Consider the following 21998-nt stretch of genomic DNA (forward strand, 5'->3'; position numbering starts at 1 on the left):
GTTAGCGCGGGGGCTGCTCCGGCAGCGCCTCGCGCAGGAAGTCCAGAAACACCCGCACCACTTCGGGCAAGGTGCGGCCCGCCAGGGTCTGCAGTTCCACCGTCCGCCCACGCATGCCGCGCTCGCGGATCTCCGCGGCATGCAGCTCACCGCGCTGCACGCGCTCGCGCACGGTGATCTCCCCGGCAATGCCCAGGCCGCCGCCTTGCAGCACGAAACTCAAGAGCCCATCGAAGCGGTTGCTGACCAGCACCGGCTCGAACACGAGCCCGCGTTGACTGCAACCCATGTCGAACAATTGGCGCACCGTGTTGTCCGGCCCGGAAAGCGCAATCGGAAATGGGTGCATCTGCGCGAGCGTCACGCTGTTGAACTTCGCCAGCGGGTGGTCGGGCCGCATGATGGCGAACACCGAGCCGCGCTGTTGATACGCCACGCGAATGCCCTGCACGGCGGCGCGGCTGTACGTCAGGCCGATGTCCACATCGCCACGCAAGACGGCCTCGGTCACGCGCATGGGCTCTTCGGCGCGCAGGTCGAACTGAATGCCCGGATGCCGCTCCCGAAACGCCACGATGGCGCGTGGCACAAACTCGATCGCAAAGCCATCGGAGCACGCAATGCGCACGCGGCCGCGCTGCAGCCCTTGCAGGCCCTGAATATCCGAGACCACGCGCTCCGCCTCCAGCGCCCCGCGCAGGGCATGCGCGGCAAGCAGTTCGCCGGCGGCGCTGGGCCGCATGCCGCGCGGCTGACGCTCGAACAGCGGCACGCCCAGCAGCTCTTCAAGCATCGCAACTTGCCGGCTGATGGCCGATGCGCTGACGTGCAGGCGCGCAGCCGCCTCCGTCAACGAACCGCTGCGCACAACCTCCAGAAAATAGCGGAGGGACGTCTCCTGCAGGCGATGGGATGACATGAGCGACGTAGGCGCCGGAGCCCTTTTGCTTTGCATAAAACGCAAAGATATCCCAAGAAAATTCTAATGGTCAAAAAGGTGTGGCATACGCAGACTCATCCGGAACTGTTCGATCAGCGGAGTGTCCAGATGCCCCTTCAGCCCGCAGCCCGTCAAACTGCCTCGCCCCGCGCATCCCATCGCCTTCGGGCGTTGGTGGCGGCCCTCATGCTGGGTGCCGCTGGCTTGGCCGGCGCCACCGAACTCTCTGCGGCAGACGCCGAACGCCATGCGCAGGCAACGTACCGCGAATACTTTCAACTGCTCTCCCTGCCCAATGACGCCATCGCGCCGGAAGATGTCCGCAAGAATGTCGACTGGCTGGAGCAGGCATTCCGTAAGCGTGGCTTCACGACAAAGCAGTTGGCAAACAACGGCAAGCCGATGCTCTACGCCGGAATGCCAAACCCGGATGCTGCCCGCAAAACCGTGCTGTTCTACATGCACCTCGACGGCCAGCCGGTGATTCCCGCACAGTGGGCACAGAAAAGCCCGTGGACACCCGTGCTCAAGCACAAGACCGCACAAGGCAACTGGGAAGAGATCGACTCGGCGCAGCTGTTCAGCGGCCCACTCGATCCGGAATGGCGGGTATTCGGCCGTTCGTCCGCCGACGACAAGGGCCCGATCATGATGATGCTGGCCGCCATCGACGCACTGAAGGCGAGCGGCGCCCAGCCTGCCGTCAACATCAAGATCATTCTCGACAGCGAAGAAGAGAAAGGCTCGCCGTCGATCAGCAAGGTGATGCAGGCAAACCGCGACCTGCTGCGCTGCGACGCCATCGTCATCCACGATGGCCCCATGCACGCGAGCAACCTGCCAACCCTCGTCTTTGGCAACCGCGGGGCGGCCGAAGCCCGCCTCACCGTCTATGGTGGCAAGGTGCCATTGCACAGCGGGCACTACGGAAACTACGCCCGCAACCCGGCCCAGCAGTTGGCCAACCTGCTGGCATCGATGAAGAACGACGAGGGCCGGGTGACGGTGCCGGGCTACTACGACCACGTGAAGATCAGCGAGGCCGACCGCAAGATCATGGCGGCCGTGCCCGACGACCAGGCAGCGCTCAACAAACGCCTGGGCATTGCGCATGCCGACAAGGTCGGCGCCAATTATCAGGAGGCGATGCAGTACCCGTCATTGAACGTGCGCGGCATGGCCTCTGCGGCCGTGGGCGACAAGGTGGCGAACATCGTGCCAGACAAGGCAGTCGCCGAACTCGACCTGCGAACCACGCCAGACTCCAGCGCAGCCTACCTCGGCAAGCTGATCGAGCAACACATCGAGCGCCAGGGCTACCACCTCGTCAAGAACGCCCCGACGGATGAAGAGCGCAGCCGTTACGACAAACTGGCCACCTTCACCTATCAAAGCGAAGGTGCAGACGCTGCCGGCTCACCGATCGACTCGGCCGTGGGCACATGGGCCTACAAATCCCTGACCGAAACCTTCGGCGCCAATCCGGCGCCGGTTCGCATCCGCATGATGGGCGGGACCGTGCCCACCGCAGAAATCGTGGGCGTGTTGCAGGTGCCCTTCGCGATCATTCCTCTGGTCAATGCCGATAACAACCAGCACGCTGCCAACGAGAACCTCCGGATGGGCAACTACGTGAGCGGCGTGCGCACCATCTACGGCCTGCTGACGCACCCGCTGTGACGGGGATCTGCGCCTAGGCCGGGCGAAACAGCCCATGCAGGCCGAGCGGCGCCACACCGTTCAGGCTTGCCATGGCCACAGGGCCCGCGGCGACCTGTTGTGCATCGAAGGCCGTCAGCCTCGTGCAACCGGCATCCACATCGAACACCGTGCCGATCAGCCAGCCCTCGCCTTCACGAGCGCTCGCCGAGGCCGGCACGAACATGTGTTCCTCCACCAGCGTGCGGTGCCCAAAGCGGTACTGCTCCACCTGCCCGGAATCCGTATCCACGCGCATGACGGTATCGAACCCGTTGAGCGACTGCGGAGTGCCGCTGGACGAAGGCGCCGTGTGGGCCACCATGAACAACGCGTGATGACGCCGCGCGGTGCGGCGTGGGTCGATCTTCGGGAATTCGGCCACATGCCCGGTGCTGAACTGCTTGGCACGGCCGGTGCGCAGGTTCAACTGCACTTGCGTGAAGCGTGCGCCCGGCGACGGGCGGATCTGACCGCGCATCAGTTCACGCAGCGACGTGGTGACGACCGTGGCATCGTCCGAGCGGATGTAATCGAGATGGACCTCCTGCCCATCCGGCGACGACCACGCGTTGCCCAGATGGAAGACAAAGCCCGCCGGCAACTGCAGCCAACGCATGCGCGTGACGTCGTCCTTGTCGAGCACGAGCACACGCATGCCCAGCTCCGGCCGCCAGACATGGGAATCCAGAAACGACATGCCCGCGCGCGAGCGTTCCACTTCGTACACGAACGGCGGCAGCAGAAACACCAAGTGACGCCGCGTCACGGCAAAGTCGTGCACCATTGCCACGTCCGGCACCTTGAGCGTTTCCACACGCTTGAGCGCACCGTCCGGGCCCACACAGTAGACGGTCAGCAGACCGGCAGCGCTGCTCACACCAAAGTTCCACAGCGTGCCGTCGGGTTCGACCTTGGGGTGGGCGGAAAACGGCATGCCCTTGTAGTCGTCGCGCCAGGTCTGCACGCCCAGCGTGCGCAGTGAATCCGGATCGACGCGCGTGGCCGAGCCGCCTTCCCACAGCGCAAGCATCTCGTCGCCGTGCATCACCAGGCTGGTGTTGGCCACATTGATGCTGTCGGGCGAAGCGACCGGCTCCATGTCGGGGTTGGCGGTGCCGAATGTCGCGCGCAACGGCCGGCCGGCGGCGGTGTCGGCGATGAACTTGTCCGTGCGCACGAACACGCCGCGGTGCGTCACGCCCTGCTCGCTGATGTCGTAACGCTGGATCATGCCGTCGCCATCAAACAGGTGGTGGTAGCGCACGCCGCCGATCTCATGCCGCGCCGGGCCGTTTCGATAGAACGCGCCGTGCAACGCGGGCGGGAACCTGCCTTCCACCTTCAGCGCGCGAGTCGGCATGTCGGCGCTGACGCCCTGGTATCCCGCCAGCCACGGATACTGCGCGCACGCCGCTGCAAACCCGGCAGCCCAAGCGTCCGGGGTGGCGGCCATTACATCGGTCAGGGTCAAACCAAACGGTGCGGCGCCCAAGGCCGCAATGAAGGATCGGCGTTGCATGACGGGACCTCGCTCAGCATCAGTGCAAGTGAATCGTCACGCGCTGGTCGCCCTGCACGTCGATGGCAGCATCGTCAAATGCGGGTGGTCCGAAGCGGCCGCGTGCATCGCGGCTAAAACCGTATGGCTCGATGGGAATGCCGGCCGGGTTGGTGCCGAGCTTGGCATCGTTGTTGGCGTCATGGAAGACCGACAACGCGTAGCGCCCCGCCGGCAAATCCGGATACACGAAGGTGACGCTTGCGCCGGACACGCTATCGACCGCTGCAATGTCAGCACGAATGGCCGCATCGGGCTTGAGCCAACCAGCGGCGTCGCGGAACATCGCGGCACGCACCGCCCCCTGGCGCCCTTGCGCGCCCTCCACCACCACAGTCAGTGTGGCGGCGGAGGCACTTGCGGCAAGTGCTGTCAGCGTCAGGGCCAGCGCAAGGCGCGGCAGAGAAAACATGGCAGTCATGAACGTCTCCTGAGTGGCCGGCGATGCGTTGGCAGGCCAGCGGTCAGGAGGCAATGTAGGCAGACATTTCGCAGCAGTCAGCGGCAATGCGACGAAGTGCGAGCGCCGGGGCGCAAACGGTCGCTTGCGGGCGATGAGCGAATCACAGGAGCTTGAGGAGACCACGCCAGGAGGCTTCACTAAAACGCCCGCGGATCGGCGGGCGCTTTGTGATGTTGGCGCTAATGCGGCAAGCTCGACAAGCGGTGGTCGGCCAGCAACACACTCGCGCTCAGGGCAAGCTGGGCGGAGATAAAGCCTTCCGGCATCTCAACGTCTTCCCAGTCACACACGATATGGCCGGCACGGCAAATCTGGAAACGGGCCGTCCACCGATGATCGTCGCGTTGCAGCGGGTCAACGAAGATGACATGCGAGCCGTGCGTCACTTCCTGAATCGCCATTGTGGTTCCCCCGTTCGTGATCGTTGGGAATTCACCTTAACAAAGGCCCGTGACACAAATCTGTCCGCCGCTCACCTACAAATGGGGGAGGGCGCACCTCAACCGACCAGCGGATCGGGCCGCGCAGAGGAGCGCGTGCCCGGCAGCGGATGATTACCGGGGCCGTAGTACGTAAAGACCGCCGAGAACTTGACGGCGCCGGTCTGGTTGGCGCGGGCTGCGTGGAAGGTGTTGCAATGGAAGAGCAGCACGTCGCCGGGCAGCAGCGGCACAGGGCGCGCGGTGTCGATCAATGCGCGGTTTTCTGGCAGCTCCTGGCGCAGGAACAGCTTGGCGTCGAACCGGTCGGCGGGCAGGTCAAGCGTGTGGCTGCCGGGGATCACCCACAGGCAGCCGTTGTCTACGGTCTCCTCCACCAGGGCCAGCCACGACGACACCAGCTCGTTGCGAGCGAACGACCAGTAGCGGCTGTCGCGGTGCCAATGCGTGGCGGTGCCAAACGCGGGGTGCTTGGTCATCACGCAGTTGTGGTGCGCGAGAGAGAGATGCACAGGGCTGCCAATCAGTTGCGCAATCGCGCCGGCCACGCGTGGGTCGCGCGCCCATTCCGTATAAGGTGTGCCGCGTGAATCGGCGTCGAGCAGGCGGCGCACCGTCTGGCCGCCCTCGGCTTCGCGCGAGAGCGGTGCCCCGGCATAGCCGACGTCGGTTTCCAGCTCCACCGGCGCCACAGCCCTGGCCAGCCCGTCCTGTGCGGCTGCAAGCAACGCGGCACTTACCTGCTGGCTCACGAAGCCTCGCAACACAACGTAGCCATGCTCCTTGAAGAAAGCTTGCTGCTCGTCGGAAAGCGGGTGTGCGTGGGTGGCAATGGGGGCAGACGCGGACATGGTGGAAAGAGCGTACGGAGACGGCGAAAGACAACGAGTGTAACGCGCCGCCGTGTGCATTGCAGACCCGCTCCCCGGCTGACCTGCCCAGGATCAAACGCAGTGCGCGTCGTCCTGGTCGGGCTTTACCAAAACGCCTGTTGGCCTGACAACCGAAAGTATTTTGCGATCACCATCAAGCCGAGCAGCCGTTCCTGGTCTCGGTTCATGAATTGCGCTACCCAACGATTGGCGTTGCGCACGATCGCCAGTGCATCGCCAGGGTGCTTCCGGTAATGCTCCATTTTCTCCTGGAGATCCGAATAATCGTCCTTCAGCAAGACATAATGCACATCCGGAATCAACCTGCCCTCCATGAACCATGTCTCATATCGAGGCCGCCGCATGAAGCAAAGCGAGTTGGAGGACATGATCCATTTGAGGTTGGTGGCAACGTCGTTCCCCTCGACGCTCACGATGAATTTATATTGCAATTGCTCGGCAATCGTCATCGGTGACTTGTAAGTCGCCTTCCCAATTTCCGATTTTCGAGTATCGCCAATGTCAACGTTTGCCAAGTCGTGACAGCGATCGACAAACGCTTTCCGATGTTCCTGATGGCACGGCCCCCGAAAAACCGCCATGGGCTTCTTGTCGTGGAAATCGATCTTGTCGCGTGCCAGCGAAAAATGCCGGATGGCGTCCAGCTTCAACAAAATCCCATTATGTGAGCTGCTCTTGATGGGACGGCTTTTCACGAATGCCGGATGGGCCGGCTCGGCAGTGACGTCGCCGCAGTCGTAGTCGAAGCTGTAGCCGGGGCCAAAATAGTCCATCAGATCAACGAGATCATAGAAATAGGTGCTGCCTATTTCACGCCCCTTGTTCACGATGGTGCTGGTTGAAGACTTCAGAAAGAACCGTGAATACTCGACGGCATTGCGGCTCGGGTCAAATGACTCCGACACCGAGTTGTAATAACTCAGTCGATCGATGACGTCCTGCATGCCACTGTGGGCGCCTTTTCTTTTCAGAAGAGCCTCGGCTCTTCCATTCTTTGTGGCGCCCGCCAGAAAATGGCTCGAGGCATTTGAAAAGTAATACCAGAATTTTTTTGCAGAGACTCTGCTCAAGCGGTATTTGAATTGACGCATGAACCAAAAGATGCCGCGGAAATTTAAACCCGGGGTGTCGCCTGTCGAGCGAAATGTCCAGCCCCCTACACGCAGATTCAAGTGGCATACGATCCACTTCTGCTCGCCGCTGACACACGACGCGGCCGATCGCGCCATCTCCGATCACTTCAGGACAGCGCATCGACCCCGTCTGCCTCTCGCATTCGCGGCGGCCCTCACTTTACCGTAAGTATCTTGCCGCTCATTGCGTTTCTTGGCGTCGCGCCCGCCGCTTCGGTGGTCGTCCCGTTTGCCGCAGCTTGGCTGTTGTCATGACGTAACACTTTGCCGTCGTCCGAGGCCGACGAACCATGTCAGCCTCGTCCACTGCATTGACGGCACGGGCAGCCAGCAGCCCCCGGCCCTCGCGTTACTGCACGTCCAACGCCGTCACGGTCAATGCGCCGTTCACCTTCTCGGCGACAAAGCGCACTTTGCTGCCAACGTGCACTTTGGTGAGCATGGCCGGATCCTGGACTCGGAACACCATCGTCATGGGTTCCATACCGAGGTTCTCAAGCGGGCCGTGCTTGATGGTCAGTTTGCCGGCAGCGGTATCGATCTTCTTGATCTCACCTTCTGACATCGGGGCGGCAGCGGTAGCCGCAGGGGCGGAAGCGGCATCCTCAGCCGCGTGGACAAACGGTGCACCGGCCAGCAGCACGGTCAGCATCAGGGCGTAGCGAAACATGTTGGACTCCTTGTTCAAAGACGGGGTTGGGGAGAAATCAGGATCTGTTGCCGCGCACCTGCACGGCGCCGCGCATGCCGGCTTCGAAATGTCCGGGCTGCAGACAGGCAAATTCCACCGAGCCGGTGCGCGTGAAGTGCCAGACGATCTCGCTATGCTGGCCTGGGTCAACGGTCACGGCATTGCCGTCGGCGTGCTCCATCTCGGGGTGCTTGCGCATCTGCTCCGCGTGGGCGAGGAGGTCGGCTGGTGTGCCCAGCGTCATCTCGTGCCGCACGTGGCCGCTGTTGACGACCTCGAAGCGGATCGTCTCGCCGCGCTGCACGGTGATCTGCGCGGGCGTAAAGCGCATGGTGTCGGCCATGTCGACGCGCACGGTGCGTGTGATGCGGGCGGCGTCGCCGGGTTCGCCGATGGCGGCATCGCCATGGTCATGCCCGCCGGCGTGGTTGCCGGATGCGTGGGCGATGGCGGCCATCGACATCAGCGCGGCCAGGAAGGTGGAACGGATCAGATTGCGTTGCATATTCGGTCTCGATTTCGTATGGGATGTGGATTCGGGCATCGATCAGTCGTCGATGCCGGTGCCGGTGTACTCATAGGCGACAGTGCCCTTGGGGTGCTTGTACCAGCCGGGGTCTGCGTAGCTGTTGCGCGGCAGATCGCGACGCACCTTCATCACCGTGAACATGCCGCCCATTTCAATGGCACCGAATGGGCCCTGCCCCGTCATCATCGGCAGCGTGTTGTCGGGCAGCGGCATTTCCATCTCGCCCATGTCGGCCATGCCGGCCTGGCCCATGCCCATGTAGTCGGGCACCAGCGCGTTCATCTTCTTGGCAAGATCTTTCTGCTGCACGCCGATCATGGTCGGCACGTTGTGCCCCATGGCGTTCATCGTGTGGTGGGACTTGTGGCAGTGGAAAGCCCAGTCGCCCGGGTTGTCCGCGATAAACTCGATGGCGCGCATCTGGCCCACAGCTATGTCCGTCGTCACCTCCGGCCAGCGCGCGCTGGGCTGGACCCAGCCGCCGTCGGTGCCGGCCACTTCGAAGGTGTGGCCATGCAAGTGCATCGGGTGGTTCGTCATCGTGAGGTTGCCCATGCGGATGCGCACTCGATCGCCAAGGCGCACGGGCAACGGGTCGATGCCTGGGAATACGCGGCTGTTCCACGTCCACATGTTGAAGTCGGTCATCTGTGCCACGCGCGGCGTGTAGGAACCGGGGTCAATGTCGTATGCGGCGAGCAGGAAGACAAAGTCGCGGTCCACACGGTGCTGCGCCGGATCTTTCGGATGCACGACGATGAAGCCCATCATGCCCATCGCCATCTGCACCATCTCGTCGGAGTGCGGGTGATACATGAAGGTGCCGGACTTCTTCATCTCGAACTCGTAGACGAACGTTTTGCCGGGCGGAATGTGGGGCTGCGACAGGCCGCCCACACCGTCCATGCCGGCCGGCAGGATCATGCCGTGCCAGTGCACCGTGGTGTGCTCGGGCAGCTTGTTGGTGACGAAGATGCGCACTCGATCGCCTTCCACGCATTCGATTGTCGGGCCCGGGCTCTGGCCGTTGTAGCCCCAGAGGTGTCCCGTCATGCCTGGCGCGAATTCGCGCTCGACCGGTTCGGCCACGAGGTGGAATTCCTTCCAGCCACCACGCATGCGCCACGGCAGCGTCCAGCCGTTGAGCGTCACGACGGGGTTGTAGGGCCGGCCGTTGGGTGGCACGAGCGGCGGCTGTGTGGCCGGCTTCGTTTGCAGCGGTGCTTCGGGCAGCGAGGCGGCGCCGGCACGCGAGACCATCGCCGCGCCCAGCATGGCCGCGCCCGTGCCGCCGAGAAATTGACGTCGGGAAACCATGTTCAATGTCCTTGAGGAGGGTTCGGCGCAGGGGCTGCAGCATTCGCTTCGACCGGCGGCAACTTGCCGCCCAGCGCCATCTGCAGATCGGTCTGCGCAATCCAGTAGCCGCGCAGCGCGTCGATGTAGCCATTGACCGCATTCACCTGCTCGCGCGCATCGGCCAGCAACTCGAACACGCTCACGAGCATGCCGTTGTAGCGCAGCAGCATCTCGTCGGAGATGGTCTTGCGCAGCGGCACCACCTCGTCGCGGTAGTGGCGGCTGAGGTCATATGCGGTCTGATAGCGCATGTACGATTCGCGCACTTCGGAACGCGCCCGCACCGCCGTGTCGGCAAGCTGATCGGCAGCCTGCATGTAGATCGACTGCGCACGCGCTACGCGGGCGCCGCCCCAGTCGAACAGCGGGATCTCGATGCCGATTTCGTAGCCCGTTTCGCGTGGCTCGTTCGATTTGCTGTTGCGCACGTAGCCGAGGTCGAGCACGTTGATGAAGCGCGTTGCCTGTGTAAGCCCCAGCGACGATGCCAAGCCCTCGACCTGCAACTTGCCCGCCTGGATATCGAGCCGGTTGCGTAGCGCGTAGGCTTCAATCTGCTGCAGCTCGGGGCGATCCTTCGGCAGGTCGGGCAGCCGCTCCGGCAACTTGAAACCGGTATCTGCGCCCCACACACCAAGCATGCGGGTCAACGCCTCCCGATCCGCCTGCGCCTGCTGACGCATGCGCGCCAGGGTGGCAGTGGCCTCCGCATAGAAGGCCTGTTCGCGAGCACGATCCAGCTTGCTGAAGTTGCCGGCCGAAGCCAGGCGCTTGGCGAACTCGGCACCGGCTTCGGCGGCCTGCTGGACCTGCTGCGCATAGCGCGCCGATTGCTCCGCCGCCACGGCATTCACGTATGCGCGGCGCGTATCGGCTGCCACCTGCAGCATCTGGTTGGCGACCAGCAGCTTGGTCTGCTCGAAGTATCGGCTTTCGATGCGAGTGGCCATCGGCAGCGTCAGCAGGTTCAGGAACGAGAGCGAGAACGTGCGCTCGATCGACAGGTCATCACCGCTGCGTGTGCGTTTGAAACTGAAGCCGGGATTCGGCAAGCGGCTGGCCTGCACGAGCGCGGCTTCAGACAAGCCCAGCTCCGCATATGAAGCCTGCAGGCCACGATTGTTCAGCAGCGCGATCTGCACGGCGCTGTCCATCGTCAACGGCTGGGCGAGCAGCTCGCGCGTGCGCTGCGCGGCGCTGTCGCGTGCTTCCGGTGAGCGCTGCCACGTCGCGTCCTTGCCGAGCCGATCGCGCGCCACGTCGGCAACGGTCTTGAAGCCGCTGTCTTGCGTGATGGTGGCGCAGCCGCCCAGCAGCAGCGTAGCGGCCAGCGCGCACACTGCGAGCCGGCGTGTGGATGGTGTGAGCACGGCGCCTCCTAGTGGTGGTGCATGCCGGGCATGGAATCGCCGGCAGGCTTGTTGGGGGAGACGGCGGGCGCGCTCGCAGGCATGGCGTGCCCCGCGTGGCCACCCTGCTCAGTGGCGCCCGGCTTGGGGCTCACGGCCGCGTTGGTCTCGCGCCAGGGTGCGGGGCCGGTATCGCGATACGCGTGGTAGCTGTCGAACGTACGTGGCGCGGCCACAGCCGGCACAGCCGCGTCCGCATTCAACGGGTCAGGCGCAGAGGCCGCCGGCGCAGACGCAGCGCCTTGCGCCAACACCCATGGCGGCGCCAGCGCCAGTAGCGCGGCGGCCACGAACCATCGTGAGAAAAGCATGAGAAACCTCGATCAAGCGTGATGACGTACGGCCGCATGCGGTGCACGGAGCCGTCAAACCGGAGGCCAGCCCGTTCTATGGACGGACTGGTGGCGTCAGATGCGAATCGAGGGTGGACGTTGCAGCGCTTCGGGAATGAAGCTGCGGAAGGAAACAGCAAGGCCACGCGGCGCAGCGGCCGGCAGCTTGATCAGCGGCACGCCAAGGCTGGCGGCCAGGGGAACGACCGAACCGAGCGAACAGGCCGCGCAGATCGGACAAGTCTTGCAGTGCGACTGCGCCGGCGCTTTGGGCTCGCTGTCGGCAGCCATGGCGTCTTCATGCTCATGGCACGCGTCGGACATGACGGCGCCGTCATCCGGCATTGCCATGGCAACCATTGAATCGTCCATTGCACCGCCGTGCGCCATCATGGCCGTCGCGGCAAACCCTTGCAGGGGCAGTGCCAGGACAACCAACCAGAGCAGGAGGCGGGTCAGCAATCGGTGCATGGAAAACAGGACGGGCTGAAAATCGTTTGCCAGTGAAGCCGCTAGTGTAGCGCGATGCCATCAAATTTCACGCAATGCAGCACAAGATGAGTCGAGCGCGGCACAATGTCGGCCTGCTGCGTACCCATTTCTGCGCGCACGGCTTTCCCATTGTTCCAGCTTCAACGCCCCCATGAATACGCAATCCCACCAGCTCAGCATGACCGTGCTGATGACGCCCGACATGGCCAATTTTTCCGGCAACGTGCACGGCGGCCATATCCTCAAGCTGCTCGATCAGGTCGCGTATGCGTGCGCGAGCCGCTACGCCGGCCGCTATGTCGTGACGCTGTCGGTGGACCAGGTGGTGTTCCGCCAGCCGATTCACGTGGGTGAACTGGTGACGTTCCTCGCGTCGGTCAACTACACCGGCCGCACGTCGATGGAAATCGGTATCAAGGTCGTGACCGAGAACATCCGCAACCAGGTCGTACGCCATACCAACAGCTGCTATTTCACGATGGTGGCCGTGGACGACGAAGGCAAACCGGCCGACGTGCCGCCGCTGGCACCTGCCAACACCGAAGAAAAGGAACGCTTCGAAGCCGCGCAACAGCGCCGCGCGCTACGTCAGGAAATGGAAGCTCGGCACAAGGCGATCAAGGCGACCTACAGCACGGCAGCTCCAGCAAACTGAGCTGTCTGCCTACGCAGTCAGCAAAGCACTGCAGAGCGCGTGGTATCGCGGTCGGGCATCGTTATCCACAGGCTTACCCACTGTTTCTGTGGATAACGCGTGGCGCCAGTGTTGCGCAAACGCACTCGGCCTCCACGCTACCTAGGGCGGAGGAAGCCTGTGCAGAAACGCCAGCATGGCGTCGTTGAACGATGCCGGTCGCTGCAATGGCGCGAAATGGCTCACGCCCCGCAGCAACACAAACTGCGCGTCAGGAATGGTCCGCGCGAGATACTGCGCGTGCTCGGGCCGGATGAATTCGTCGTGCTCGCTCTGCACGATGGTCACAGGCACACGGGTGGCGGCAAGCTCTTCGGCTGTGGCATTCGGCTGCGTCTGCATCATTTCGGTGACAACCGCGACGAATGCATCAAAGTCGTGGGGTGTGGATGACAGCGCGGTGTAATCCTTTCGGTGGCGCGAAAGACAGCGATCGATGACGGGCGTGGGCTCAAAGGGCTTGGCACCGCTTGGGTCCATGTTGCAGCCAAAGAAGAACACACCCGCCGCGCGTTCCGGCGTCTGCATGGCCAGGGTGAGCGCAACACAAGCACCGTCGCTCCAGCCGACGAACGGCGCACGGTCGATGCGCAGCACATCCATGACGGACCGCACATCAGAAGCCATGCGCGTGTAGGCGTAAGGCTGTGCGTCGCGTGTGCTTCTGCCGTGCCCACGGCTATCAATGACGATGGGCCGGTAGCCCGCAGTCATGAGTGCCGGAACCTGATACCCCCAATTGCCGCTATGGCCGAGCCCGCCATGCAGCAGGATCACAGGCCTGCCGACGCCGAAGGTCGCATACCAGATGCGGGCGCCGTCGTGCTCGACATGGCCTTGCGCAACGGCGGCCGGCAGCGGTCCAGTACCGTGGGCGGCAAAGCATGTCAGATCGTCGTCGAAGGCGTCCATGTCGATCAGGTATCAGTTAGCAGAGCCAAGCGGCGTGAGGGGCTGGCGTTCGGCATCACGGTAGGCCAACTTGGCGCCGCCCAACAGAAACACATGGGGGAATTCTTGTTCCGACACGATGCCCTCCTCCGTTCTGAAAAAATCACGTCGATCAGGCTGGCTTGACCACCAACATCATCAGCGCCGTACCCAGCAGCACGGCGCAGAACGCCAGCCGCAAATGCCGCGCCGAAAACCGATAGGCCAGACCCACACCCCACGAAACACTCACCACACCACCGGCCGCCAGCGGAATACCCGTTCCCCAATCCACATGGCCGGCATGTGCATACGTTGCGAGTGCGATGAGCGAGCCGGGCACCACTAGCGCGAGCGCCATGCCCTGGGCGCGTGTCTGCGGCATACCGAAGAACGTCACCAGCGCCGGCACCACCACCAGCCCGCCGCCTACCGTGAAGATGCCCGACATCGCTCCGCTGGCGACGCCCATCAACGGCAGAGCGGCGGCCGGCATGGCATGTGGGGCAGCGTGCGCCGCATCAGCGGCATTCGGCTTCTCTTTGAGCTGCGAGGCAAAGTACACCGCCAGCACGATCAGGAACACGGCAAACGCCGTATGAAGCAGATGGGCGTCCAGCCCGGCAGCAAAGCGCGCAGCAACGTAGGTCGCCGCCATCGAGAACACGCAGATCATCGCAACGGAGCGCAGATGCACCGGATGCCGCTGGTGATACCGCCAGAAGCCGATCAGCACATTGGGCGCAATCATCACCAGCGCCGTGCCCTGCGCCAGGTGCTGGTCCATTCCGTATAGATAGCCGAGCACAGGAATGGCGATCAGCCCGCCGCCAATGCCGAGCAAACCGCCTGCCACGCCAAGGCCCATGCCGAGCAGCAAATTGACCAGACCCGTGAAAACCGCGTGAGACGCCATGCCGACAAGAAGGGAGGGAGGAAAAACAAACGCGGCGGCGCGCTGTATTTGCTACAGCGCGCCGCCGGAAGTGAGGCTGGAATTGTAGCGCTCGCCGCCCCGGCCGGGCCTAGGCAAGGTGCGCGGCAAAGCCTGTTTTTTCGGGTGCGATCTCGGCCCGCAGCGTGAGCGCCGGGATCTCATATTCACCGGCATTCTGCTGGCGGAACGGGATCGGCGCTGCGGTGAACAAGGTGTCGAGCCGCTCGCCCAGTGCCTGGGTGGTCTGCGCAAAGCGTGCCTCATCCATGCGACCGGTGCGGTAGCTCACGAATGGCGGCACGACGTCAAAACCGGGGTAGTACAGGATGCCGTGCTGGATCGGGAACAAGATGTCGTCGATCGGGCCGTTGATGCCGCGCGGGCTGTAGTGCGACTCCCACCCGCCCGTCGTGACGATGAGCATGGCGCGTTTTCCTGCGAGCGTACCTTCGCCGTAGCGGTCACCCCAGTGGGTGTCGGAGTGCTCGCCAACGCCATAGGCGAAGCCATACGCATAGACACGCTCGACCCAGCCCTTGAGGATGGCCGGCATCGAAAACCACCACAGTGGAAACTGCAAGATCGCGGCGTCGGCCCATTGCAGCTTGGCTTGTTCGGCAGCAATGTCGGCGGCTTGCAGGCCGTTCTCGAATGCGTGCCTGGAATCCAACGACGGGTGGAAATGCGGACCGACCGGCGCGACGGTACTGTCGCTCGCATCGAGCGCGGCCTTCCACTGCATGGCGTACAAGTCCGATACCTGCACGGTGTGGCCGGCCGCCTCAAGGCGCCGAACGGCAAAGTCCTTGAGGGCGCCGTTGAGCGATTTGGGCTCGGGATGGGCGTAGACGATCAGGACATTCATGGTGGCACCTCCAAATTAGGAATGGCTCCAGAATGCGGCGTGCCCAGGTATATTGGAAATGAATTATCAATATTCCAGGCATAGCCATGAATAATCTCAGGCGATTAGACCTGAACCTGCTGGTGACGCTCGATGTGCTGCTGACCGAGCACAACGTCACGCGTGCGGCGCAGCGACTGAACTTCTCGCAACCTTCCGTGAGCGTGCATCTGGCCAAGTTGCGCGACATCTTTGGTGATCCGCTGCTGCTGCCGGGCCCGCGCGGCATGCGCCCAACCGCCCGCGCTGAAAGCTTGCGAGAACCGCTGCGGATGGCGCTCGAAGCGCTGGAGCAGGCCGTCGCGCCCGCCAGCCCGTTCGACCCGGCCCAAGCCGGCAACACCTGGCGCGTGGCCGCCACGGATTACGGCGAATCCACCATCGCATTGCCGGCGCTGAACACCCTGCGCACAAGCGCGCCGGGCACGCGGCTCGCCATGCTGGAGCTGGTGCCCACGCGTATCGAAAAGCAAGCCGAGCAAGGAGAGATCGATCTCGCGTTCCACACCACCGACGGCGCACCACCCGGCCTGCGCCGCCGCGCGCTATTCACTGAGCGCTATGTGCTGATCGGCCGCGCTGGACACCCGCGACTGAAACGCAAGCCGACGCTGGCGCAGTTCTGCACGCTGGATCATGTGATCGTATCGCCCGATGGCGGTGGCTTCTTCGGCGTGACAGACGAAGCTCTGAAGGCCGCCGGTGCCACGCGACGCGTCGTGCTGTCAGTGCCGCACTTCCTCTTTGTGATGACGGCGGTCGCCAGCACTGACATGGTCGCCATGCTGCCCGAGCGGCTGGTGCGCGGGGCCAGCGCGCTACAGGTGGTTGAACCGCCAGTGGAGGTGCCAGGCTATGAGATGTCGATGCTGTGGCATGAGCGCGTGCACCGAGACCCCGGGCATCGGTGGTTGCGGGACGTCATTGCAGGCGCGGTCTGAAAAACCGCCCCACAGGCATCACAGCCCGACCTTGGGCGCGGTAAAGATCAGGCGCAGCCCGAGCGCACCGATCGCCACGGCGGCCACGCGATCGACCCAGGTCTTGGCACGCAGGTACATCTCACGCGGCACCCGGCTAGAGAAGCACAGCGCGACGATGGTGTACCACCCGAACTCGACCAGGAACACCAGCGGCGGCAGCACGAAGTAGCACCACACCGGCGGATGTTGCGGCAGCAGCGCGGCAAAGATACTGCCGTACCAGATGGCCGTCTTGGGATTGCTCATCTGCGTGGTGATGCCGGTCCAGAACGACTTGCGTGCGCTGCCGGTCTGCTGTGTCAGGCGATCGTTCATCACCATGGGCAGCTTGGCGCCGCGCCAGATCTTCCACGCCATGTAGGTCAGATATGCGCCACCAGCAATCTTGAGGCCGATGTAGAGCCACTCGACGGCTTGCAGCAACGTATACAGCCCCGCCAGGGCCAGGCCACCGAAGAACAGGGCGCCCGCGCCCATGCCAAGTGCGGTGGCCAGACCGTCGCGGCGCGACAACCCAATGGCATTGCGCGCCACCAGAACAAAACTCGGCCCGGGAATCATGGCGCCCAGCAACAGCGCAACGAGAATGGCAAATACGGCGGCAGATGCAGTCATCGGGAGTCTCCTTTTGTGGGCGCAGACGTTCACGGATGCAGACCGCGATTCTGCCACGCCGACGGGGCCAGCGTCGGCCTGGGTGGCAAGGCAGCGGCGGCACCTCTGCCGCCACCCGCCCTGCCCCTACTTGCACTGCTGCTTGTTGATCGACACGTCATTCAAGTCGGCGGCGGTGTAAACCGGCGGCACGTTCGGGTCGCCAGCAACCGTCATTGCCACATTCAGGTTCGCCAGCGCCTGGAGATGGCCAGCCTCGCCGCTTGAAAAGCGCTGCTGCGCCGATTTCGATGCGCCGTACATGCCGTTGCACAGGAGCGCCTTGTGGAAAATCTCCAAAACCGCGATCCGCGCAAAGTACGTCTCGCGCCGTTCGGCCGCAGTGGCCGGCGCATGGTTGATCTTGGCGTAGTGGTTGGCACACTGCGTGCCGAGAATCGGGTACGCATCCTTGATGCCGTCGCATGTTGCGACGGTCGCGGGCGGCGCGGCCAACGCGGCCGTGGCCGCCAATGACGCAATCAGGGACACCACCGCCAACAGCACGATGCGGATGACAGGCACATTCGAGCGGATGTTCATTGCAGGTTCTCCTCAGTCAGATACGTGGACAAAAAACGCGGCGGCAACCATTGGCGCTGCGTGGACTGACGATACGGGCGGGCTCTGCGGCTGCGGAATGCACCAGAGGTTCTGGCGCGAGTCAGGGGAAACGCGGCAGGGGAGGAATGGCGACCAGGCCGTCCATGCTTCATTGGCGCCCATGGTTGATTGCCATGGCAGCGCGCAACGTGGGGTCCAGACAACGCTTCACGCGGCAGCCGCGCCGTTTGCGCAATCTCAGTTTGCCGGGCTGGCGCGGCCCCGGTAGAGTCTTTCCCCAATGGGTTCACACCCAGAGGTCTGGGCAAAACCGGAGTGATCCGGCGACGCAAAGCTATAGGGACTTCTCTAAATGAAGTCAGCCAGTTGCCCGCCAACCCGCAAACGGGGCGGGCCTGATGACACACGCAACGAACTGCGCGGTCGGGGGCACATAATGAAAACGATTCAAACGGGGGGGCGTTCGCCCGCATCCGCCACGCTGGCCGTGGCATCGCAACTGGGCAACGCAAAGCGCAGGTTCGCGCGCGCTGCATGTGCGGCATTCGCACTGGTGTCGGGCGCGCTGATGGGCGCACCGCATGCCAGCGCTGAAGGGCTGCTGGTGCCGTCCTACATCTATCCGTCAGGCACCGGCGCAACGCAATGGAATACGTTGGCGACAACCGCGACGTCGGTACCGACCACGGTCATCCTGAACCCGAACAGCGGCCCAGGCACGACGCAGGACCCCAACTACGTTGCCGCCGTCGCCAAGGTGCATGCCGCTGGCGGCAAGGTGATCGGGTATGTGTCCAGCTCGTACACAAATCGGTCGTTGTCGGCGGTGGTGCAAGACATCGATACCTACCAGGCGCTGTATCAGGTCGACGGCTTCTTCATCGACGAGATGACCGCCGACAGCACAACCGCGCACATCCAGTTCTACCAGTCGGTCTACAACTACATCAAGGGGCTGTCGCCCAACTACACGGTCACGGGCAACCCGGGCACCAATGTGCCGGAGATCTATGCCAGCCTGCCGGTGGCGGACCAGCTCGTCGTATTTGAAGACAACGCCAAGCACTACGCCAACTATGCCCCGCTGGCGTGGCAGGCCAACTACCCGACTTCGCGGTTTGCGCACATCGTCTACGCCGCGTCGGCCACGCAGATGCAAACCTTCGTTCGCAACGCATCGAGCAAGCGCGCTGCCGCCGTGTTCATCACCAACAAGACGCTGCCGAATCCGTACGGCGCGCTGCCGACTTATTGGAGCCAGGAGGTCTCTGCCGTCGCGGTTGCCCCGTAACGGCATTGGGGTGACGTACGCCGCATGTGCGGGCTGATGCTCCGCACATGCTTTATATTCGGGCCACACCGCATCCCTACCCTTCGCCGCCCGCCGGCGTTGAGGCAACAACAAGGAGAACTCCGTGGCCCTGTCTTCCAACAAGCTGCCCCCGTGGACAATCGCTGCTCCGCTGCTAGCGTGGGCGGTGTTGGTTGGTGGCGCGTTCATGACGCCCCCAGGCTGGCTGATCGCGCTGATGGCACTTGCGCTGGCCGGCGCCGTCTTTGCCGCCGTCCACCATGCAGAAGTCGTCGCACACAAGGTTGGCGAGCCTTTCGGCACGCTCGTCCTGGCGATTGCCGTGACCGTGATCGAAGTCGCGCTGATCGTCTCGGTGATGCTCTCTTCCGGTCCAGAGAAAGCGGGATTGGCCCGCGACACCGTGTTTGCGGCGGTCATGCTCATCTGCAACGGAATCGTGGGCGCTTGCCTCTTCGTGGGGGGCCTGCGTCACCGCGAGCAGGCGTTTCAGGCGCCAGGCGCCACCGCCGCGCTGGCCGTGCTGGCAGCGCTGGTCACGCTGACCATGGTGCTGCCCAACTACACCAGCTCCACGCCAGGGCCTGTCATGACGTCATCGCAACTGGCCTTTGCCGGCGTGACATCGCTGGTGCTGTACGGCTGCTTCGTCATCGTGCAAACCATCCGCCACCGCGACTACTTCCTCGTCGACAGTGCCAACGAAGACGTGCATGCGCCGCCGCCGCCCGCGCGCGTGGCTGCGCTCAGCGGGGTCTTGCTGATGGTGTCGCTGGTGGCCGTCGTCGGGCTGGCGAAGGTGCTGTCGCCTTCGGTGGAGGCCGCCATCCTGAATGCCGGCGCGCCGCCCGCGACGGTCGGCATCGTCATCGCCGCGCTGGTGCTGTTGCCGGAATGCCTGGCCGCCCTGCGCGCCGCCAATGCAGACCGCATCCAGACGAGCCTGAACCTCGCGCTGGGCTCGGCACTGGCGAGCATCGGCCTGACCATCCCGACGGTGGCGGCCGTGTTCATCTGGATCGGCCGCCCGCTTGAGCTGGGCCTGGGCCCGAAGGAAATGGTCCTGCTGTTCCTGACGCTGATCGTGTCCACGCTCACGCTCGGCAAGGGCCGCACGACCATCCTGCAAGGGGTCGTGCACCTGGCGATCTTTGCGGCGTACCTGTTTCTTTCGATCGTGCCCTGAGCGGCACGCACGGCAGCGGGTTGATATTGGGGGCGCCGCAGGGCGCCCTTCGTTTTTCTGGCGCCATGCCCGGCGTTATTGCACCGGCTCCATGCTTTGCAGCAACGTGGGAATCAGCTCCGACACCGTCGGGTGAATGTGCATGGCGCGGCTGATGGTCGAGTAAGGCGCCTTGGCATACATCACGTCGAGGATCGAATGCACGGCCTCGTCGCCGCCCACACCGAGGATCGACGCGCCCAGGATTTCGTGCGTCTGCGCATCGACCACCACGCGCATGAACCCCTGGCTCTCGCCCTTCTCCACCGCGCGGCCGACGCGCGTCATCGGCCGGTTGCCGACCAGCAACTTGCGGCCGGATTGCTTCGCCTCCGTGAGCGACATGCCGACGCGCGCAAGCGGCGGGTCGATGTACATGGCGTACGCCTGGATGCGGTCCGACACCGTGCGCGGGTCGTCGTCGAGCAGATTGGCCGCCACGATTTCGTAGTCGTTGTAAGCCGTGTGCGTGAACGCGCCCCGTCCGTTGCAATCGCCCATGGCCCAGATGCCGGGCACGTTGCTTCGCAACTGCTCGTCAACGCGGATATTGCCGCGCTTGTCGATCTCCACGCCGGCCTTGTCGAGCCCCAGATCATCGGTATTGGGCACACGCCCGACCGCCATCAGCAGATGCGAGCCCGATACCTCGCGCGCACCGCCGCTGCAGTCCAGGCCAACCACCACGTTGGCACCATCGCGACGCACGCGCAGGCAATCGGCGTTGACCTGCACGTCGATGCCCTCGGCCTCGAGAATCTCGCGCACCGCCTGCGATACGTCTTCGTCTTCGCGGGCGATCAGGCGCGGGCCCTTCTCGACAATCGTCACGCGCGATCCGAAGCGGCGAAACATCTGGCCGAACTCCAGCCCGACGTAACTTCCCCCAATCACAACAAGGTGCTCGGGCAAAAAATCCACGTCCATCATGGTGGAGTTGGTGAGAAACGGCACTTGATCGAGCCCGGGCATGGGCGGCACCAACGCCCGGCCGCCGACGTTGATGAAGATGCGCTCGGCTTCGAGCAGCTCGTCGCCAACGCGCACCGTGCGCGCGCTTTCGAAGCGGGCATGGCCCTGGAAGACGGTGCAATGCTCCAGGCCGCGCACCCATTGCTCCACGCCATGGCTGGAGCGGCCGGAAATTTCATCCTTGCGGGCCTTGACGCGTTGCATGTCGACGGTGACAACGCCGTTGATCACCACGCCGTATTCAGCCGCACGCTGCGCCATGCGCGCCGCATAGGCGCTGGCCACCATGGCTTTCGTGGGGATGCAGCCCGTGTTGACGCACGTGCCGCCAAAGCGGCCGCGCTCGACGATGGCGACCTTCATGCCGGCGCCAGACAGGCGCGCAGCCAGCGGCGGGCCCGCCTGGCCGGTGCCGATGATGATGGCGTCGAAGCGTTGCGTCATGGCGCTCTCCTCCGTGTGGTTGCCGATCGCGGCCGTCTCGGTATGGTAGGCGGCGCACGTGGCAACGGCGAGTCGCGGCGACAGGTTTTGCCGGCGCCTGGCAACGCACGCGGACAGCGCGGTCGCCGGAAGGAAAGCAAGAAAGCGGCCGGTGCGCTCAGTGGCGAGCGCCCCGGCGCATCAGATCAATGGTGGTGATGGTGCTTGCCGTGGCGACGGTAGCCGCGGCCGCGGTCGTCGCGGTCGGAATACGAATTGCGCTGCACGTTGCCGCCCAGTGCCGCACCGGCGCCGCCACCCAGGCCCGCTCCAACGATGCCGCCCGTGCGGCCCCCCATGGCATTGCCTGCAGCCGCACCCACGCCGCCGCCCACTGCGCCGCCCACGATGGCGCCCTTGCGCTCGCGGCCGTTGGCCGTCAAAGCGCCGCCCGCGCCGC

23 protein-coding genes, 1 pseudogene and 1 riboswitch are annotated in these 21998 nt (G+C 64.1%); of the genes and pseudogenes, 5 read left to right on the plus strand and 19 right to left on the minus strand.

All coding sequences use genetic code 11. The annotated features are described in order from the left end of the window. Position 1 precedes the first annotated feature (1 nt). Complete coding sequence (locus ACTJK6_RS13020) at positions 2 to 919, minus strand: LysR family transcriptional regulator (protein ID WP_232040083.1); 918 nt, start codon at positions 917 to 919, stop codon at positions 2 to 4. A gap of 207 nt (positions 920 to 1126) precedes the next feature. On the opposite strand from ACTJK6_RS13020, the gene ACTJK6_RS13025 reads away from it, so the two are divergent. Then, positions 1127 to 2620, plus strand: coding sequence for a M20/M25/M40 family metallo-hydrolase (locus ACTJK6_RS13025; RefSeq protein WP_440839279.1), 1494 nt, complete (start codon positions 1127 to 1129; stop codon positions 2618 to 2620). Positions 2621 to 2633: 13 nt separating this feature from the next. On the opposite strand, the gene ACTJK6_RS13030 is transcribed toward ACTJK6_RS13025, so the two are convergent. From ACTJK6_RS13030 to ACTJK6_RS13080, 11 genes are all read right to left on the minus strand, one after another. Then, complete coding sequence (locus ACTJK6_RS13030; protein ID WP_440839281.1) at positions 2634 to 4160, minus strand: carotenoid oxygenase family protein; 1527 nt, start codon at positions 4158 to 4160, stop codon at positions 2634 to 2636. Positions 4161 to 4179: 19 nt separating this feature from the next. Continuing rightward, positions 4180 to 4620: a DUF2141 domain-containing protein gene (locus ACTJK6_RS13035; RefSeq protein ID WP_232040088.1), complete on the minus strand. Its 441-nt coding sequence runs from the start codon at positions 4618 to 4620 to the stop codon at positions 4180 to 4182. A 221-nt stretch (positions 4621 to 4841) separates the two neighbouring features. Then, complete coding sequence (locus ACTJK6_RS13040; RefSeq protein ID WP_232040090.1) at positions 4842 to 5063, minus strand: hypothetical protein; 222 nt, start codon at positions 5061 to 5063, stop codon at positions 4842 to 4844. Between the two features lie 98 nt (positions 5064 to 5161). After that, a complete protein-coding gene (locus ACTJK6_RS13045) occupies positions 5162 to 5953 on the minus strand; it encodes a phytanoyl-CoA dioxygenase family protein (RefSeq protein ID WP_260801280.1) in 792 nt (263 codons plus the stop codon). Positions 5954 to 6078: 125 nt separating this feature from the next. After that, a complete protein-coding gene (locus tag ACTJK6_RS13050) occupies positions 6079 to 7167 on the minus strand; it encodes a glycosyltransferase family 90 protein (RefSeq protein WP_232040092.1) in 1089 nt (362 codons plus the stop codon). A 310-nt stretch (positions 7168 to 7477) separates the two neighbouring features. Beyond that, the gene (locus ACTJK6_RS13055; protein WP_045205425.1) at positions 7478 to 7798 is read right to left on the minus strand and encodes a copper-binding protein; all 321 of its coding nucleotides are present in this window, start codon (positions 7796 to 7798) and stop codon (positions 7478 to 7480) included. Between the two features lie 37 nt (positions 7799 to 7835). Continuing rightward, positions 7836 to 8324: a cupredoxin domain-containing protein gene (locus ACTJK6_RS13060; RefSeq protein ID WP_343620286.1), complete on the minus strand. Its 489-nt coding sequence runs from the start codon at positions 8322 to 8324 to the stop codon at positions 7836 to 7838. A gap of 42 nt (positions 8325 to 8366) precedes the next feature. Continuing rightward, a complete protein-coding gene (locus ACTJK6_RS13065) occupies positions 8367 to 9665 on the minus strand; it encodes a multicopper oxidase domain-containing protein (protein ID WP_440818639.1) in 1299 nt (432 codons plus the stop codon). 2 nt (positions 9666 to 9667) lie between these two features. Beyond that, a complete protein-coding gene (locus ACTJK6_RS13070) occupies positions 9668 to 11077 on the minus strand; it encodes a TolC family protein (RefSeq protein ID WP_440839284.1) in 1410 nt (469 codons plus the stop codon). Positions 11078 to 11085: 8 nt separating this feature from the next. Further along, positions 11086 to 11427, minus strand: a complete 342-nt coding sequence (locus ACTJK6_RS13075) for a hypothetical protein (RefSeq protein ID WP_322017895.1) — start codon at positions 11425 to 11427, stop codon at positions 11086 to 11088. A 96-nt stretch (positions 11428 to 11523) separates the two neighbouring features. Continuing rightward, positions 11524 to 11919, minus strand: coding sequence for a hypothetical protein (locus ACTJK6_RS13080; protein ID WP_440839286.1), 396 nt, complete (start codon positions 11917 to 11919; stop codon positions 11524 to 11526). 172 nt (positions 11920 to 12091) lie between these two features. Between ACTJK6_RS13080 and ACTJK6_RS13085 the strand changes: the two genes are divergently transcribed. Then, complete coding sequence (locus tag ACTJK6_RS13085) at positions 12092 to 12595, plus strand: acyl-CoA thioesterase (protein WP_232040103.1); 504 nt, start codon at positions 12092 to 12094, stop codon at positions 12593 to 12595. Between the two features lie 141 nt (positions 12596 to 12736). Here the strand turns inward: ACTJK6_RS13085 and ACTJK6_RS13090 are convergent, their stop codons facing one another. The 3 genes from ACTJK6_RS13090 to ACTJK6_RS13100 form a co-directional block, all read right to left on the minus strand. Then, complete coding sequence (locus ACTJK6_RS13090; protein WP_440839287.1) at positions 12737 to 13546, minus strand: alpha/beta fold hydrolase; 810 nt, start codon at positions 13544 to 13546, stop codon at positions 12737 to 12739. Between the two features lie 151 nt (positions 13547 to 13697). Continuing rightward, a complete protein-coding gene (locus ACTJK6_RS13095) occupies positions 13698 to 14480 on the minus strand; it encodes a sulfite exporter TauE/SafE family protein (protein ID WP_414561580.1) in 783 nt (260 codons plus the stop codon). A gap of 109 nt (positions 14481 to 14589) precedes the next feature. Then, a complete protein-coding gene (locus tag ACTJK6_RS13100) occupies positions 14590 to 15366 on the minus strand; it encodes an NAD(P)H-dependent oxidoreductase (protein ID WP_440476001.1) in 777 nt (258 codons plus the stop codon). A gap of 86 nt (positions 15367 to 15452) precedes the next feature. Here ACTJK6_RS13100 and ACTJK6_RS13105 point away from each other — a divergent pair, with 86 nt between their 5' ends. Then, on the plus strand, positions 15453 to 16346 hold the full coding sequence (locus ACTJK6_RS13105; RefSeq protein ID WP_440839290.1) for a LysR family transcriptional regulator: 894 nt from the start codon (positions 15453 to 15455) through the stop codon (positions 16344 to 16346). Between the two features lie 18 nt (positions 16347 to 16364). Here ACTJK6_RS13105 and ACTJK6_RS13110 read toward each other — a convergent pair whose 3' ends face one another. Further along, a complete protein-coding gene (locus ACTJK6_RS13110) occupies positions 16365 to 17003 on the minus strand; it encodes a LysE family translocator (protein ID WP_440839292.1) in 639 nt (212 codons plus the stop codon). Between the two features lie 126 nt (positions 17004 to 17129). Then, positions 17130 to 17585, minus strand: a complete 456-nt coding sequence (locus ACTJK6_RS13115; RefSeq protein ID WP_232040114.1) for a hypothetical protein — start codon at positions 17583 to 17585, stop codon at positions 17130 to 17132. A gap of 314 nt (positions 17586 to 17899) precedes the next feature. Further along, a riboswitch (cyclic di-GMP riboswitch) is annotated at positions 17900 to 17980 on the plus strand. A 62-nt stretch (positions 17981 to 18042) separates the two neighbouring features. Here ACTJK6_RS13115 and ACTJK6_RS13120 point away from each other — a divergent pair. Together ACTJK6_RS13120 and ACTJK6_RS13125 are read left to right on the plus strand one after the other, a co-directional pair. Further along, complete coding sequence (locus ACTJK6_RS13120) at positions 18043 to 18897, plus strand: spherulation-specific family 4 protein (protein WP_440839295.1); 855 nt, start codon at positions 18043 to 18045, stop codon at positions 18895 to 18897. A gap of 124 nt (positions 18898 to 19021) precedes the next feature. Then, positions 19022 to 20104: a calcium:proton antiporter gene (locus ACTJK6_RS13125; protein ID WP_232040118.1), complete on the plus strand. Its 1083-nt coding sequence runs from the start codon at positions 19022 to 19024 to the stop codon at positions 20102 to 20104. A gap of 75 nt (positions 20105 to 20179) precedes the next feature. Here ACTJK6_RS13125 and ACTJK6_RS13130 read toward each other — a convergent pair whose 3' ends face one another. Together ACTJK6_RS13130 and ACTJK6_RS13135 are read right to left on the minus strand one after the other, a co-directional pair. Further along, positions 20180 to 21559, minus strand: coding sequence for an FAD-containing oxidoreductase (locus tag ACTJK6_RS13130; protein WP_440839297.1), 1380 nt, complete (start codon positions 21557 to 21559; stop codon positions 20180 to 20182). A gap of 185 nt (positions 21560 to 21744) precedes the next feature. Then, positions 21745 to 21998 (minus strand): annotated as a pseudogene (locus ACTJK6_RS13135) (hypothetical protein); the annotation flags it as partial.

This window comes from Ralstonia sp. 22086, from assembly GCF_052045975.1.
GTDB lineage: Bacteria > Pseudomonadota > Gammaproteobacteria > Burkholderiales > Burkholderiaceae > Ralstonia > Ralstonia wenshanensis.

Coding starts and splice junctions, on each gene's coding strand:
- ACTJK6_RS13045 (WP_260801280.1), bottom strand. CDS start 5,953: ATGTCCGCGTCTGCCCCCATTGCCACCCACGCACACCCGCTTTCCGAC.
- ACTJK6_RS13095 (WP_414561580.1), bottom strand. CDS start 14,480: ATGGCGTCTCACGCGGTTTTCACGGGTCTGGTCAATTTGCTGCTCGGC.
- ACTJK6_RS13040 (WP_232040090.1), bottom strand. CDS start 5,063: ATGGCGATTCAGGAAGTGACGCACGGCTCGCATGTCATCTTCGTTGAC.
- ACTJK6_RS13110 (WP_440839292.1), bottom strand. CDS start 17,003: ATGACTGCATCTGCCGCCGTATTTGCCATTCTCGTTGCGCTGTTGCTG.
- ACTJK6_RS13100 (WP_440476001.1), bottom strand. CDS start 15,366: ATGAATGTCCTGATCGTCTACGCCCATCCCGAGCCCAAATCGCTCAAC.
- ACTJK6_RS13020 (WP_232040083.1), bottom strand. CDS start 919: ATGTCATCCCATCGCCTGCAGGAGACGTCCCTCCGCTATTTTCTGGAG.
- ACTJK6_RS13090 (WP_440839287.1), bottom strand. CDS start 13,546: ATGGACGCCTTCGACGACGATCTGACATGCTTTGCCGCCCACGGTACT.
- ACTJK6_RS13035 (WP_232040088.1), bottom strand. CDS start 4,620: ATGACTGCCATGTTTTCTCTGCCGCGCCTTGCGCTGGCCCTGACGCTG.
- ACTJK6_RS13115 (WP_232040114.1), bottom strand. CDS start 17,585: ATGAACATCCGCTCGAATGTGCCTGTCATCCGCATCGTGCTGTTGGCG.
- ACTJK6_RS13080 (WP_440839286.1), bottom strand. CDS start 11,919: ATGCACCGATTGCTGACCCGCCTCCTGCTCTGGTTGGTTGTCCTGGCA.
- ACTJK6_RS13130 (WP_440839297.1), bottom strand. CDS start 21,559: ATGACGCAACGCTTCGACGCCATCATCATCGGCACCGGCCAGGCGGGC.
- ACTJK6_RS13060 (WP_343620286.1), bottom strand. CDS start 8,324: ATGCAACGCAATCTGATCCGTTCCACCTTCCTGGCCGCGCTGATGTCG.
- ACTJK6_RS13065 (WP_440818639.1), bottom strand. CDS start 9,665: ATGGTTTCCCGACGTCAATTTCTCGGCGGCACGGGCGCGGCCATGCTG.
- ACTJK6_RS13120 (WP_440839295.1), top strand. CDS start 18,043: ATGAAAACGATTCAAACGGGGGGGCGTTCGCCCGCATCCGCCACGCTG.
- ACTJK6_RS13055 (WP_045205425.1), bottom strand. CDS start 7,798: ATGTTTCGCTACGCCCTGATGCTGACCGTGCTGCTGGCCGGTGCACCG.
- ACTJK6_RS13105 (WP_440839290.1), top strand. CDS start 15,453: ATGAATAATCTCAGGCGATTAGACCTGAACCTGCTGGTGACGCTCGAT.
- ACTJK6_RS13025 (WP_440839279.1), top strand. CDS start 1,127: ATGCTGGGTGCCGCTGGCTTGGCCGGCGCCACCGAACTCTCTGCGGCA.
- ACTJK6_RS13030 (WP_440839281.1), bottom strand. CDS start 4,160: ATGCAACGCCGATCCTTCATTGCGGCCTTGGGCGCCGCACCGTTTGGT.
- ACTJK6_RS13085 (WP_232040103.1), top strand. CDS start 12,092: ATGAATACGCAATCCCACCAGCTCAGCATGACCGTGCTGATGACGCCC.
- ACTJK6_RS13075 (WP_322017895.1), bottom strand. CDS start 11,427: ATGCTTTTCTCACGATGGTTCGTGGCCGCCGCGCTACTGGCGCTGGCG.